Raw genomic sequence first — 15559 nt, forward strand, 5'->3', positions numbered from 1 at the left:
ATGGAAAATATTTTGGATCTGTGGAATAAAGCACTTCAAAAAATAGAGACAAAATTGAGCAAACCTAGTTTTGAAACATGGATGAAGTCCACTAAAGCCCATTCTCTTCAAGGAGATACGCTGACTATTACTGCACCTAATGAATTTGCAAGAGACTGGCTCGAGTCAAGATACCTTCACTTAATTGCAGATACCATCTATGAACTGACAGGTGAAGAGCTCAGCATCAAATTTATCATTCCTCAAAATCAGGACGAAGAGGAAGCCATGCCAAAATCTCCAATCAAAAAAATGTCGAAAGAAGAACCCGTTGAAATTCCACAAAATATGCTGAATCCAAAATATACATTTGATACTTTTGTTATTGGTTCAGGCAACCGTTTTGCTCATGCAGCTTCACTTGCAGTCGCAGAAGCACCAGCAAAAGCATATAACCCGCTTTTTATTTATGGGGGCGTTGGTTTAGGAAAGACTCACTTAATGCATGCGATCGGTCATTACGTCATCGACCATAATCCATCAGCCAAAGTGGTCTATCTATCATCTGAAAAATTTACAAATGAATTTATCAACTCAATCCGTGACAACAAAGCAGTCGATTTCCGTAATCGCTATCGGAATGTAGATGTGCTTTTGATAGATGATATTCAATTTTTAGCAGGAAAAGAACAAACACAAGAAGAGTTTTTCCATACATTCAACACACTTCACGAAGAAAGTAAGCAAATCGTCATTTCTAGTGACCGGCCGCCAAAGGAAATTCCGACACTTGAAGACAGATTACGCTCTCGATTCGAATGGGGCTTAATTACAGACATTACCCCGCCAGATCTAGAAACGCGTATTGCGATCTTACGTAAAAAAGCAAAAGCAGAAGGTTTAGACATTCCGAATGAAGTCATGCTTTATATTGCCAATCAAATCGACAGCAACATTCGGGAACTGGAAGGTGCTTTGATTCGTGTTGTTGCTTACTCTTCTTTAATCAATAAAGACATCAATGCTGATCTAGCAGCTGAAGCCCTAAAGGACATCATTCCTTCATCAAAACCTAAGGTGATTACAATTAAAGATATTCAAAGAATTGTAGGGCAGCAATTTAATATTCGATTAGAAGATTTCAAAGCGAAGAAACGTACGAAATCAGTTGCTTATCCAAGACAAATTGCGATGTATCTCTCTAGAGAAATGACCGATTCCTCTCTACCTAAAATCGGAGAAGAATTTGGTGGACGAGATCATACGACCGTCATTCATGCTCATGAGAAAATTTCAAAATTAATCGTTGAAGATGAACAGCTTCAGCAGCATGTCAAAGAGATCAAAGAACAACTAAAATAATCAAGCTGATAAGATAAGTACGGGAAAATGTGAATAACTAGAGCATAGTCATACACAGTCTGTCCACATGTGGATAGGCTGTCTTTCCTTTCTTTCTACTGACTTATCCACATATTCACAAGCCCTACTAGTACTTCTACGATTTTTATTAAATAAATATATATACATGTCATTAAGAAAAATTAGGAGGACCACTATGAAATTCACGATTCAAAAAGATCGTCTTGTTGAAAGTGTCCAAGATGTATTAAAGGCCGTATCCTCTAGAACAACGATTCCTATTTTGACAGGGATTAAAATTGTTGCATCTGATGAAGGGGTTTCTCTCACAGGGAGCGATTCTGATATCTCAATCGAATCTTTTATTCCTCAAAGAGATGGAGATTTAGAAGTCATTACAATTGATCGACCAGGAAGTATTGTGCTGCAAGCCCGCTTCTTTAGCGAAATCGTTAAGAAACTGCCTATGTCTACAGTCGAAATTGAAGTAGAACAAAATCATCTGACCATCATCCGCTCTGGTTCAGCAGAATTTAATTTAAACGGCTTAGATGCTGAAGAATATCCGCATCTGCCACAAATTGAAGAGCATCATGCTTTTCAAATTCCAACAGATTTGCTTAAAAACCTTATCCGTCAAACGGTTTTCGCAGTGTCCACCTCAGAAACACGACCTATCTTGACAGGTGTAAACTGGAAGGTTGAAAAAGGTGAATTAATATGCACAGCAACGGATAGCCATCGTCTTGCTTTAAGAAAAGCGAAGTTGGATATTAACGAGGAAAGCTCGTACAATGTGGTCATTCCAGGAAAGAGTTTAACAGAGCTAAGTAAAATTCTTGATGATGGACAAGATCTTGTGAGCATCGTCATTACGGAGACGCAGGTTCTCTTTAAAGCACAGAACGTGCTATTCTTCTCAAGGTTGCTGGATGGTAATTATCCAGATACAGCTCGCCTCATTCCGCAAGAAAGTAAAACGGATGTAGTAGTGAATACGAAAGAATTCCTTCAAGCGATTGATCGTGCGTCACTTTTAGCAAGAGAAGGGCGTAACAACGTTGTGAAGCTTTCTGCTGATCCTGCGCAAAGCCTTGAAATCTCTTCTAATTCGCCTGAAATCGGTAAAGTAGTTGAAACGGTGCAAGCAGATGACATTAAAGGGGAGGATCTCAAAATCTCTTTCAGTCCGAAATATATGCTTGATGCTTTAAAAGTATTAGAGGGAACAGAGATTCATGTCAGTTTCACTGGCGCAATGAGACCATTCCTATTACGCACGCCAAATGATGATTCCATTTTGCAATTGATTCTTCCAGTTAGAACGTATTAATTTGGTCTAAAATGGCTGCTGTGTGAGCGCACAGCAGCTTTTTTCCTCGTTTCCTCAGCTTTCTTTCGTCCCAGTTCGCTTTCCCCCTTTCCTTCTTGTCTTGTTTTTTAGTACAATTAGATATTAGTGATATTGAAAGAGGTCGATACAATGCCTAATCTGATAACGATTGAAACAGAAATGATTACATTAGGGCAGTTTTTGAAATTAGCCGAAGTCATTCAATCTGGTGGAATGGCGAAGTGGTTTTTAAGTGAACATGAGGTGTTCATCAATCAAGAGCCAGATAATAGACGGGGACGCAAATTATACCCAGGTGATGTTGTCGAGATAGAAGGTCACGGCACATTTCAAGTTGTGAATTAGAAACGGGTGACAATACATGTACATTCAAAGTCTGGCGTTAACTTCATACCGAAACTATGAACACACCGAGCTTCAATTCGACAATAAGGTGAATGTGATGATTGGTGAGAACGCCCAAGGTAAAACGAACCTGATGGAAGCGATCTATGTATTGTCGATGGCAAAGTCTCATCGTACGTCAAATGATAAAGAACTTATCCGATGGGACGAAGACTATGCTAAAATAGAAGGTAGAGTCATCAAAAAAAATGGTCCACTCCCCATGCAGCTCGTGATCTCAAAAAAAGGAAAAAAGGGCAAGGTCAATCACATTGAACAACAGAAGCTCAGTCATTATGTTGGTGCCTTGAACACCATCATGTTTGCACCAGAGGATCTCAGCCTTGTGAAAGGTAGCCCGCAAATCCGCAGAAGATTCCTCGACATGGAGATTGGACAAGTGTCTGCTGTCTACTTGCATGATTTATCGCTCTATCAAAAAATCCTCACTCAGCGAAATCATTACTTGAAACAATTGCAAACAAGAAAGCAAACGGATCAAGCGATGCTGGAGATTTTAACAGAGCAGTTGATTGATGCGGCAGCGAAGGTTGTCAAAAGACGACTGACTTTTACGAAACAGCTCGAAAAATGGGCGCAGCCGCTGCATTTTGGGATTTCAAGAAAGCTGGAAACGCTCACGCTCCAATACCAGACGGCCATAGAGGTATCAGAAGCGTCAGACTTGTCGAAAATAAAAAATAGCTATGAAGAATCGTTTCAGAAACTAAGAGACAGAGAAATAGACCGAGGGGTGACGCTATGGGGGCCTCACAGAGATGATCTTCTTTTCTTTGTGAATGGTCGGGATGTTCAGACATATGGCTCTCAAGGGCAGCAAAGAACAACAGCTCTTTCACTAAAGCTGGCAGAAATTGATCTGATTCATGAAGAAATCGGTGAATACCCAATTCTTCTACTCGATGATGTTTTATCTGAACTTGATGATTACAGACAGTCTCATTTGCTCCATACCATTCAGGGACGTGTACAGACCTTCGTCACCACAACAAGTGTTGAAGGCATCGATCACGCCACCTTGAAAGAAGCGGAAATTTTCAGAGTAGCCAGTGGAAAAGTAATTGACTGATAAATGAGGTGTGGGTCTTGTATATTCATTTAGGTGATGATTGTGTTGTTTCTACACGAGAGATTGTCGCAATTGTTGATTACAAAATGAGGTCATCTTCTGTTGTAGAGGAATTTCTTCAAAAACAAGAAGAACAAATCATTTCGTTGTCACAGGGGACACCCAAATCCATCGTCGTCACAACTAAATCTGTTTATTACTCTCCTCTTTCCTCAAGCACGCTCAAAAAACGTGCTTCATTTGTGATTGAAATTGAAGTCTAAAAGCTCAATTCATATAAATATATCGTTTAAGAAAAGTGTAGGTGAATGTACGTGGCAATGGAACAGCAACATAATAGTTATGATGAAAATCAGATACAGGTGCTCGAAGGACTAGAAGCGGTTAGAAAACGTCCAGGAATGTACATTGGGTCAACCAGTGCAAAAGGACTTCACCATCTTGTATGGGAAATTGTCGACAACAGTATTGATGAGGCTTTAGCTGGTTATTGTACAGACATTACAGTGCAAATTGAAAAAGATAATAGCATCACAGTGAAAGATAACGGCCGCGGAATTCCTGTTGGGATTCACGAAAAAATGGGACGTCCTGCTGTAGAAGTGATTATGACGGTTCTTCACGCTGGTGGTAAATTTGACGGCAGCGGTTATAAAGTATCTGGCGGTTTGCATGGCGTAGGGGCATCTGTTGTTAATGCGTTATCTACGACCTTAGACGTGACTGTATATCGTGATGGGAAAATTCATTATCAACAATTCAAACGCGGTGTTCCAGTTGGAGATTTAGAGATCATTGGTGAAACAGATGTAACAGGGACAACCACTCATTTTGTGCCAGATCCAGAAATTTTCACTGAAACCATTGAATTTGATTACGACACACTTGCTAACCGTGTACGTGAGTTAGCTTTCTTAACAAAAGGCGTCAACATCATCATTGAAGACTTACGCGAAGGTAAAGAGCGAAGAAACGAATACTGCTATGAAGGCGGTATTAAGAGCTATGTAGAACATTTGAATCGCTCGAAGGAAGTCGTTCATGAAGAACCTGTTTACATCGAGGGTGAAAAAGACGGAATCACCGTTGAAGTGGCATTACAATATAACGATTCCTATACAAGCAACATCTATTCCTTCGCCAACAATATCAACACGTATGAAGGCGGAACACACGAAGCAGGCTTTAAAACAGGTCTGACGCGTGTGATCAATGATTATGCTCGTAAAAATGGCGTATTCAAAGATGGTGACTCGAATTTGAGCGGTGAAGATGTACGAGAAGGCTTAACAGCCATTATCTCTATCAAACATCCAGACCCTCAATTCGAAGGACAAACGAAGACAAAGCTCGGTAACTCAGAAGCAAGAACCATTACCGACTCCCTCTTCTCCGAAGCACTTGAGAAATTCCTCTTAGAGAACCCTGATGCTGCAAAGAAAATTGTGGAGAAAGGTGTGATGGCAGCTCGTGCAAGAATGGCTGCCAAAAAGGCACGTGAGCTGACAAGACGTAAAAGTGCACTGGAAGTCTCTAGCTTGCCTGGGAAACTGGCAGACTGTTCTTCTAAAGATCCTTCCATCTCTGAGCTTTATATCGTAGAGGGAGATTCTGCGGGCGGATCTGCTAAGCAAGGTCGTGATCGACATTTCCAAGCGATCTTACCGTTAAGAGGGAAGATCCTAAACGTTGAAAAAGCCCGACTAGATAAAATTTTATCCAACAACGAGGTTCGTTCAATGATTACAGCGCTAGGGACTGGAATCGGAGAAGACTTCACTTTAGAGAAAGCACGTTATCACAAAATTGTGATCATGACTGATGCTGATGTTGATGGAGCGCATATTCGGACGCTACTCCTAACATTCTTCTATCGCTACATGCGTGAAATCATTGAAAACGGTTATGTGTATATTGCACAGCCGCCTTTATATAAAGTGCAGCAAGGGAAGCGTGTTGAATACGTGTATAACGATAAACAGCTAGATGAACTGTTAAAAACACTGCCTCAAACACCGAAACCTGGACTTCAGCGTTATAAAGGTCTTGGAGAGATGAATGCTACTCAGCTTTGGGAAACAACAATGGATCCTGATGCGAGAACACTTCTTCAAGTTACACTTGAGGATGCAATCGATGCTGATGAGACTTTTGAAATGCTAATGGGAGATAAAGTAGAGCCGAGACGTAACTTTATCGAAGAAAATGCACAATACGTAAAAAATCTTGATATTTAGATAGGTATCCCCCCTTGAGAGCAACCTTATTTCTTGTTTGGAATAAGGTTGTTTTTCAAGAAACAGGGGCGTGAAACGAATGTCCTGGTTTTCTGCGTTTCGTTGATTTTCTAGTAAATAAATGTGTATAAAGGCAAGATTATTGATATAATGGAGAATAGTCTTGTGAAGATAAATACATATTTTACTCCCACATAATTTATTTCATGTGATACGTAAAGGGAGGTTCTTATAGTGAGTGAACAACATACACCAAATGTACGCGAAGTGAATATTAGCCATGAAATGCGTACGTCCTTTTTAGATTATGCAATGAGTGTTATTGTTTCGCGTGCATTACCAGATGTGCGAGACGGATTGAAGCCCGTGCATCGAAGAATTTTGTATGCGATGAATGACCTAGGTATGACAAGTGATAAACCATTTAAGAAATCTGCACGTATCGTTGGGGAAGTTATCGGTAAGTACCACCCTCACGGTGATAGCGCTGTATATGAAGCGATGGTTCGGATGGCGCAAGATTTCAACTATCGTAATATGCTAGTTGAAGGGCACGGGAACTTTGGGTCTGTCGATGGAGACGGTGCAGCAGCCATGCGATATACCGAGGCACGTCTTTCTAAAATTTCGATGGAGATCCTGCGTGATATCACAAAGGACACCATTGATTATCAAGATAACTATGATGGCAGTGAAAGAGAGCCAGTCGTTATGCCTGCTAGGTTCCCGAACTTATTAGTGAACGGGGCAACTGGAATCGCTGTAGGGATGGCAACGAATATCCCGCCTCACCAACTAGGTGAAGTGATTGATGGGGTATTGGCAATTAGTCAAAATCCTGAAATGACGACACAGGAACTAATGGACATCATTCCAGGTCCAGACTTCCCAACTGCGGGACAAATCATTGGCCGAAGCGGTATTCGTAAAGCGTATGAAACAGGACGCGGCTCTATTACATTACGTGCAAAGTCAAATATCGAAGAAACATCTAGTGGTAAGCAGCGCATTATCATCAATGAGATTCCTTACCAGGTTAACAAAGCTCGTTTGATCGAAAAAATCGCTGATCTTGTCCGTGATAAAAAGATTGATGGCATTACAGATCTTCGTGATGAATCTGACCGTAATGGAATGAGAATTGTCATTGAACTACGAAGAGACGCAAACGTCCATGTTCTATTAAACAATCTTTATAAACAAACGACACTTCAAACGTCCTTCGGTATTAACTTGCTTGCACTTGTTGATGGACAGCCGAAAGTGTTGTCTCTCAAACAATGTCTTGAATATTACCTTGAGCATCAGAAAGTGATCATTCGTCGAAGAACGGCGTATGAATTGCGTAAAGCGGAAGCAAGAGCTCATATTTTAGAAGGCTTAAGAATTGCGCTTGATCACTTAGATGAGGTCATTGCCTTAATTAGAGGCTCTCAAACTGCTGAAATTGCAAGAAATGGTTTGATGGAAAACTATAGCTTGTCTGAAAAACAAGCACAGGCCATTCTCGATATGCGACTCCAGCGTTTGACTGGTTTAGAAAGAGAGAAAATAGAAGATGAATACAAAGGGCTTGTTGAATTGATTGCTGAATTGAAAGCCATTCTAGCAGACAATGAGAAAGTTCTAGAAATCATTAGAGAAGAATTAACAGAAATCAAAGAACGCTTCAATGATACGCGCCGCACAGAAATTGTGACAGCGGGTATAGAAACAATCGAAGACGAAGATTTGATTCCTGTTGAAAATATTGTGATCACACTGACTCATAATGGTTATATTAAGCGCCTGCCTGCATCAACATACCGCAGTCAAAAAAGAGGCGGTAAAGGTGTACAAGGAATGGGAACCAACGAAGATGATTTCGTTGAACAGCTGATCTCAACATCTACGCACGATACGATTCTCTTCTTCTCTAATAAAGGGAAGGTCTATCGAGCGAAGGGCTATGAGATCCCTGAATTCGGACGAACAGCGAAAGGGATTCCGATTATTAACCTTCTTGAAGTAGAAAAGGGAGAGTGGATAAACGCCATTATTCCAGTCAGCGAATTTGATGAAGATTCGTATCTCTTCTTTACAACAAGACACGGTGTATCGAAACGAACGTCATTGTCTCAATTTGCAAACATCCGTAACAACGGTTTGATTGCACTCAGCCTGCGTGATGAAGATGAATTGATGGCTGTTCGTTTAACCAATGGTGAAAAACAAATCATCATCGGAACGAAAAAAGGAATGCTCATTCGTTTCGACGAGACAGATGTTCGTGAAATGGGACGTACAGCAGCTGGAGTTAAAGGGATCACACTTTCTGAGGATGACATCGTCGTTGGAATGGAAATCCTTGAGCCAGATGCAAACGTATTGATCGTAACTGAAAAAGGTTATGGTAAATTAACGCCTGAAAAAGAATATCGTGTCCAAAGCCGTGGTGGTAAAGGTCTGAAAACTTGCAAGATCACTGACAACAACGGTCCGCTTGTTGCAGTGAAGGCGACTAACGCTGAAGCTGAAGAAGACTTGATGATTATCACAGGCAGTGGTGTCATCATCCGTATGGCCGTTTCAGATATCTCCACAACAGGCCGAGTCACTCAAGGTGTCCGCCTGATCCGTCTAGGTGATGATGAACATGTCGCTACAGTGGCATTAGTAGAACAATCACCAGAAGACGATGAAGAGAATAGTGAAGAAAACGTAGAAAATGTAGAGTCAGATCAAGAGCAATCTGAGTAAAGATAAAGCCGGTTTTTCACCGGCTTTATTTTTTTTGAAAAAACATGATTTTTTTTGAAGTTTATAATGCTTTTTTCATAGATATGTGTTAATCTTTCAAAGGAGCAAAAAGAGGCTCTATTTTTTATCTCTTTCATAACAAAAACTTCTTAAAAAAATAAAATGTTTTTCAAGAAAAATGTTGACTGTTGATAGAGATATATGATATATTTAAGTGGTCGCTTTGAGAGAGTGACAAACAAGTTCTTTGAAAACTAAACAAGACAAAACGTACCTGTTAATTCGAGTTTTTATAAAAAATCCTATGATACATCATAGGTAGTCAGTCAAACTGGCGAAAAGCAAAACTTCGGTTTTGTACTTTTTCGGAGAGTTTGATCCTGGCTCAGGACGAACGCTGGCGGCGTGCCTAATACATGCAAGTCGAGCGGACAGAAGGGAGCTTGCTCCCGGATGTTAGCGGCGGACGGGTGAGTAACACGTGGGTAACCTGCCTGTAAGACTGGGATAACTCCGGGAAACCGGAGCTAATACCGGATAGTTCCTTGAACCGCATGGTTCAAGGATGAAAGACGGTTTCGGCTGTCACTTACAGATGGACCCGCGGCGCATTAGCTAGTTGGTGAGGTAACGGCTCACCAAGGCGACGATGCGTAGCCGACCTGAGAGGGTGATCGGCCACACTGGGACTGAGACACGGCCCAGACTCCTACGGGAGGCAGCAGTAGGGAATCTTCCGCAATGGACGAAAGTCTGACGGAGCAACGCCGCGTGAGTGATGAAGGTTTTCGGATCGTAAAGCTCTGTTGTTAGGGAAGAACAAGTGCAAGAGTAACTGCTTGCACCTTGACGGTACCTAACCAGAAAGCCACGGCTAACTACGTGCCAGCAGCCGCGGTAATACGTAGGTGGCAAGCGTTGTCCGGAATTATTGGGCGTAAAGGGCTCGCAGGCGGTTTCTTAAGTCTGATGTGAAAGCCCCCGGCTCAACCGGGGAGGGTCATTGGAAACTGGGAAACTTGAGTGCAGAAGAGGAGAGTGGAATTCCACGTGTAGCGGTGAAATGCGTAGAGATGTGGAGGAACACCAGTGGCGAAGGCGACTCTCTGGTCTGTAACTGACGCTGAGGAGCGAAAGCGTGGGGAGCGAACAGGATTAGATACCCTGGTAGTCCACGCCGTAAACGATGAGTGCTAAGTGTTAGGGGGTTTCCGCCCCTTAGTGCTGCAGCTAACGCATTAAGCACTCCGCCTGGGGAGTACGGTCGCAAGACTGAAACTCAAAGGAATTGACGGGGGCCCGCACAAGCGGTGGAGCATGTGGTTTAATTCGAAGCAACGCGAAGAACCTTACCAGGTCTTGACATCCTCTGACAACCCTAGAGATAGGGCTTTCCCTTCGGGGACAGAGTGACAGGTGGTGCATGGTTGTCGTCAGCTCGTGTCGTGAGATGTTGGGTTAAGTCCCGCAACGAGCGCAACCCTTGATCTTAGTTGCCAGCATTCAGTTGGGCACTCTAAGGTGACTGCCGGTGACAAACCGGAGGAAGGTGGGGATGACGTCAAATCATCATGCCCCTTATGACCTGGGCTACACACGTGCTACAATGGACAGAACAAAGGGCTGCGAGACCGCAAGGTTTAGCCAATCCCACAAATCTGTTCTCAGTTCGGATCGCAGTCTGCAACTCGACTGCGTGAAGCTGGAATCGCTAGTAATCGCGGATCAGCATGCCGCGGTGAATACGTTCCCGGGCCTTGTACACACCGCCCGTCACACCACGAGAGTTTGCAACACCCGAAGTCGGTGAGGTAACCTTTATGGAGCCAGCCGCCGAAGGTGGGGCAGATGATTGGGGTGAAGTCGTAACAAGGTAGCCGTATCGGAAGGTGCGGCTGGATCACCTCCTTTCTAAGGATATATGGAGCAGCGTACGTTTTTCGTCTTGTTTAGTTTTGAAGGAACTTGCAAAAGATCCTACAACATCATATCTTCGATATGAAAGATGGGCCTGTAGCTCAGCTGGTTAGAGCGCACGCCTGATAAGCGTGAGGTCGGTGGTTCGAGTCCACTCAGGCCCACCATCTTCTATTAAAACGGGGCCTTAGCTCAGCTGGGAGAGCGCCTGCCTTGCACGCAGGAGGTCAGCGGTTCGATCCCGCTAGGCTCCACCAACGTGTTCTTTGAAAACTAGATAACAATAAGTAATACATTCACATTGAATGCAATGCAAAGTTCATCACACATAGTGATTCTTTCTAAAGTAAGAAATGGTTAAGTTAGAAAGGGCGCACGGTGGATGCCTTGGCACTAGGAGCCGATGAAGGACGGGACGAACACCGATATGCTTCGGGGAGCTGTAAGCAAGCTTTGATCCGGAGATTTCCGAATGGGGAAACCCACTGCTCGTAATGGAGTAGTATCCATACTTGAATACATAGAGTATGAGAAGGCATACCCGGGGAACTGAAACATCTAAGTACCCGGAGGAAGAGAAAGCAAATGCGATTCCCTGAGTAGCGGCGAGCGAAACGGGAACAGCCCAAACCAAGAGGCTTGCCTCTTGGGGTTGTAGGACACTCTATACGGAGTTACAAAGGAACGATATAAGCGAAGAGGTCTGGAAAGGCCCGCCAAAGAAGGTAACAGCCCTGTAACTGAAATGTTGTTCTCTCCAGAGTGGATCCTGAGTACGGCGGAACACGTGAAATTCCGTCGGAATCCGGGAGGACCATCTCCCAAGGCTAAATACTCCCTAGTGACCGATAGTGAACCAGTACCGTGAGGGAAAGGTGAAAAGCACCCCGGAAGGGGAGTGAAATAGATCCTGAAACCGTGTGCCTACAAGTAGTCAGAGCCCGTTAACGGGTGATGGCGTGCCTTTTGTAGAATGAACCGGCGAGTTACGATCCCGTGCAAGGTTAAGCAGAAGATGCGGAGCCGCAGCGAAAGCGAGTCTGAATAGGGCGCATGAGTACGTGGTCGTAGACCCGAAACCAGGTGATCTACCCATGTCCAGGGTGAAGTTCAGGTAACACTGAATGGAGGCCCGAACCCACGCACGTTGAAAAGTGCGGGGATGAGGTGTGGGTAGGGGTGAAATGCCAATCGAACCTGGAGATAGCTGGTTCTCTCCGAAATAGCTTTAGGGCTAGCCTCAAGGTAAGAGTCTCGGAGGTAGAGCACTGATTGGACTAGGGGCCCCTACCGGGTTACCGAATTCAGTCAAACTCCGAATGCCGATGACTTATCCTTGGGAGTCAGACTGCGAGTGATAAGATCCGTAGTCGAAAGGGAAACAGCCCAGACCGCCAGCTAAGGTCCCAAAGTATACGTTAAGTGGAAAAGGATGTGGAGTTGCTTAGACAACCAGGATGTTGGCTTAGAAGCAGCCACCATTTAAAGAGTGCGTAATAGCTCACTGGTCGAGTGACTCTGCGCCGAAAATGTACCGGGGCTAAACGTATCACCGAAGCTGCGGACTGTTCTTACGAACAGTGGTAGGAGAGCGTTCTAAGTGCAGTGAAGTCAGACCGGAAGGACTGGTGGAGCGCTTAGAAGTGAGAATGCCGGTATGAGTAGCGAAAGACGGGTGAGAATCCCGTCCACCGAATGCCTAAGGTTTCCTGAGGAAGGCTCGTCCGCTCAGGGTTAGTCGGGACCTAAGCCGAGGCCGAAAGGCGTAGGCGATGGACAACAGGTTGATATTCCTGTACCACCTCCTCACCATTTGAGCAATGGGGGGACGCAGGAGGATAGGGTAAGCGCGGTATTGGATATCCGCGTCCAAGCAGTTAGGCTGGGAAATAGGCAAATCCGTTTCCCGTGAAGGCTGAGCTGTGATGGCGAGCGAAATTTAGTAGCGAAGTTCCTGATTCCACACTGCCAAGAAAAGCCTCTAGCGAGGTGAGAGGTGCCCGTACCGCAAACCGACACAGGTAGGCGAGGAGAGAATCCTAAGGTGATCGAGAGAACTCTCGTTAAGGAACTCGGCAAAATGACCCCGTAACTTCGGGAGAAGGGGTGCTTCTTAGGGTGTTAAAGCCCCGAGAAGCCGCAGTGAATAGGCCCAGGCGACTGTTTAGCAAAAACACAGGTCTCTGCGAAGCCGTAAGGCGAAGTATAGGGGCTGACGCCTGCCCGGTGCTGGAAGGTTAAGAGGAGCGCTTAGCGTAAGCGAAGGTGCGAATTGAAGCCCCAGTAAACGGCGGCCGTAACTATAACGGTCCTAAGGTAGCGAAATTCCTTGTCGGGTAAGTTCCGACCCGCACGAAAGGCGCAACGATCTGGGCACTGTCTCAACGAGAGACTCGGTGAAATTATAGTACCTGTGAAGATGCAGGTTACCCGCGACAGGACGGAAAGACCCCGTGGAGCTTTACTGCAGCCTGATATTGAATGTTGGTACAGCTTGTACAGGATAGGTAGGAGCCTTGGAAACCGGAGCGCTAGCTTCGGTGGAGGCATCGGTGGGATACTACCCTGGCTGTATTGACCTTCTAACCCGCTGCCCTTATCGGGCAGGGAGACAGTGTCAGGTGGGCAGTTTGACTGGGGCGGTCGCCTCCTAAAATGTAACGGAGGCGCCCAAAGGTTCCCTCAGAATGGTTGGAAATCATTCGCAGAGTGTAAAGGCACAAGGGAGCTTGACTGCGAGACCTACAAGTCGAGCAGGGACGAAAGTCGGGCTTAGTGATCCGGTGGTTCCGCATGGAAGGGCCATCGCTCAACGGATAAAAGCTACCCCGGGGATAACAGGCTTATCTCCCCCAAGAGTCCACATCGACGGGGAGGTTTGGCACCTCGATGTCGGCTCATCGCATCCTGGGGCTGTAGTCGGTCCCAAGGGTTGGGCTGTTCGCCCATTAAAGCGGTACGCGAGCTGGGTTCAGAACGTCGTGAGACAGTTCGGTCCCTATCCGTCGCGGGCGCAGGAAATTTGAGAGGAGCTGTCCTTAGTACGAGAGGACCGGGATGGACGCACCGCTGGTGTACCAGTTGTTCTGCCAAGGGCATCGCTGGGTAGCTATGTGCGGACGGGATAAGTGCTGAAAGCATCTAAGCATGAAGCCCCCCTCAAGATGAGATTTCCCATTCCGCAAGGAAGTAAGATCCCTGAAAGATGATCAGGTTGATAGGTCTGAGGTGGAAGCGTGGTGACACGTGGAGCTGACAGATACTAATAGATCGAGGACTTAACCTATATTCTAATGTGAAAAATGAACATTGTTATCTAGTTTTGAGAGAACATTCTCTCCATCAGGTTTGGTGGCGATAGCGAAGAGGTCACACCCGTTCCCATACCGAACACGGAAGTTAAGCTCTTCAGCGCCGATGGTAGTTGGGGGTTTCCCCCTGTGAGAGTAGGACGCCGCCAAGCTTTTCAAAGGATCAGTTCCAGTCGGAACTGGTCTTTTTTGTGTTTTCTTCTAGCAGCATCATGATATAAGCTGGAAACTTATCCTCTGCAATCTCCATATAACGTTCAATCATGACATAATCATCACTAATGTATTGAGATAAAAGCTCGTACCACCATTCTGTTTCGTAGCGGGCAATCATACTGAGGTTATACATTAACAAGTAATGGCTGATGATCTCAGGAATCCCTAAAAAGGCATCTCGCGTTGATGGAATGAACCATTGATTCATTTCTAAATCATAATGAAGATGAGTAGCAAGAGCAGGGTTTTCTTCTGAAAATACATCAAATGTTAGTTTTTTAGCCTCTCGTTGCTTAAGCTTCCAAGTTGTATGGAACTCAAAATATTCAATAAAACGTTCGGCAGACATATTATAGAGCAAGGGAATATGATCTTGAATCAACATGCCATTTGCTTGTTCTACTTTCACTAAAGTAGAGGGTTGTTTTTGAAACTCCAGAATATGACCCATTTCAGGTATTTTTGAAAGGAGATTGATCATCGTAAATCGTTCATCTTCAAGACCATTTAAATGAAATAAGTGCTTTAATACATGCATACATAATCCGTTTCGCTGAATCTTGACTTCATCCTCACTAAAACGATAATGCTGCTTCTTTCTTTTTCTTGAGGTGACGCCATGAGCTAAGACAGAGGTTTGAGAAGGATAGTCGGGATCCACTGTCAGCAAACATGCCTTTAACAGCTGTGCCATTCCATAAAACAATAAAATCGGTTTTAGTTCAAGCGGAGCTGATGCGGCTTGGTCATAAAATGTATGACCGTGCTTTAAAAAGTAAATAAATCGTTCACAGTTTTTATAGGCTTGCTGGTTTGCCTCCTGAATGTTCCGTTTCTCGTACTGTTGAAATAGAAACTTTTGGGAAGTTTCAAGTGAATAAAAACGTTTTAAATCCTTCCATCCTGAACTTTTCATCTTCTTCCTCAACTCTCTTTATATTTTCTAAAAATTGCAACTGTTTGTTGCTTC

Annotated in this window: 8 protein-coding genes, 2 tRNA genes and 3 rRNA genes; 12 read left to right on the plus strand and 1 reads right to left on the minus strand. The window is 44.3% G+C overall.

Annotated elements, in window-relative coordinates; all coding sequences use genetic code 11:
- From dnaA to rrf, 12 genes are all read left to right on the plus strand, one after another.
- Complete coding sequence (gene dnaA / locus NSQ64_RS00005) at positions 1–1341, plus strand: chromosomal replication initiator protein DnaA (RefSeq protein WP_008347594.1); 1341 nt, start codon at positions 1–3, stop codon at positions 1339–1341.
- Between the two features lie 196 nt (positions 1342–1537).
- Positions 1538–2674, plus strand: a complete 1137-nt coding sequence (dnaN, locus tag NSQ64_RS00010) for a DNA polymerase III subunit beta (RefSeq protein ID WP_008347596.1) — start codon at positions 1538–1540, stop codon at positions 2672–2674.
- Positions 2675–2824: 150 nt separating this feature from the next.
- A complete protein-coding gene (yaaA, locus tag NSQ64_RS00015) occupies positions 2825–3040 on the plus strand; it encodes a S4 domain-containing protein YaaA (protein ID WP_008347598.1) in 216 nt (71 codons plus the stop codon).
- Between the two features lie 16 nt (positions 3041–3056).
- Positions 3057–4169 (plus strand): DNA replication/repair protein RecF, encoded by a 1113-nt coding sequence (recF, locus tag NSQ64_RS00020; RefSeq protein ID WP_341014483.1) that lies wholly within the window; start codon positions 3057–3059, stop codon positions 4167–4169.
- 17 nt (positions 4170–4186) lie between these two features.
- A complete protein-coding gene (gene remB / locus NSQ64_RS00025) occupies positions 4187–4432 on the plus strand; it encodes an extracellular matrix regulator RemB (RefSeq protein ID WP_024718423.1) in 246 nt (81 codons plus the stop codon).
- A gap of 57 nt (positions 4433–4489) precedes the next feature.
- Positions 4490–6406, plus strand: coding sequence for a DNA topoisomerase (ATP-hydrolyzing) subunit B (gene gyrB, locus NSQ64_RS00030; protein WP_024718422.1), 1917 nt, complete (start codon positions 4490–4492; stop codon positions 6404–6406).
- 234 nt (positions 6407–6640) lie between these two features.
- The gene (gene gyrA / locus NSQ64_RS00035; RefSeq protein WP_017359864.1) at positions 6641–9145 is read left to right on the plus strand and encodes a DNA gyrase subunit A; all 2505 of its coding nucleotides are present in this window, start codon (positions 6641–6643) and stop codon (positions 9143–9145) included.
- Positions 9146–9507: 362 nt separating this feature from the next.
- Positions 9508–11056: ribosomal RNA gene (locus NSQ64_RS00040) — 16S ribosomal RNA — on the plus strand.
- Between the two features lie 96 nt (positions 11057–11152).
- A tRNA-Ile gene (locus tag NSQ64_RS00045) sits at positions 11153–11229 on the plus strand.
- A gap of 14 nt (positions 11230–11243) precedes the next feature.
- Positions 11244–11319 (plus strand) — tRNA-Ala (locus NSQ64_RS00050).
- Between the two features lie 98 nt (positions 11320–11417).
- A 23S ribosomal RNA gene (locus NSQ64_RS00055) occupies positions 11418–14348 on the plus strand.
- Between the two features lie 61 nt (positions 14349–14409).
- Positions 14410–14525, plus strand: a 5S ribosomal RNA gene (rrf, locus tag NSQ64_RS00060).
- The 16S, 23S and 5S rRNA genes sit together here with 2 tRNA genes alongside, the layout of an rRNA operon.
- A gap of 11 nt (positions 14526–14536) precedes the next feature.
- Here the strand turns inward: rrf and NSQ64_RS00065 are convergent.
- A complete protein-coding gene (locus NSQ64_RS00065) occupies positions 14537–15505 on the minus strand; it encodes a YaaC family protein (RefSeq protein WP_017366697.1) in 969 nt (322 codons plus the stop codon).
- Between the last annotated feature and the right edge of the window lie 54 nt (positions 15506–15559).

It is taken from the genome of Bacillus sp. FSL W8-0183 (assembly GCF_038006825.1).
Lineage (GTDB): Bacteria > Bacillota > Bacilli > Bacillales > Bacillaceae > Bacillus > Bacillus altitudinis.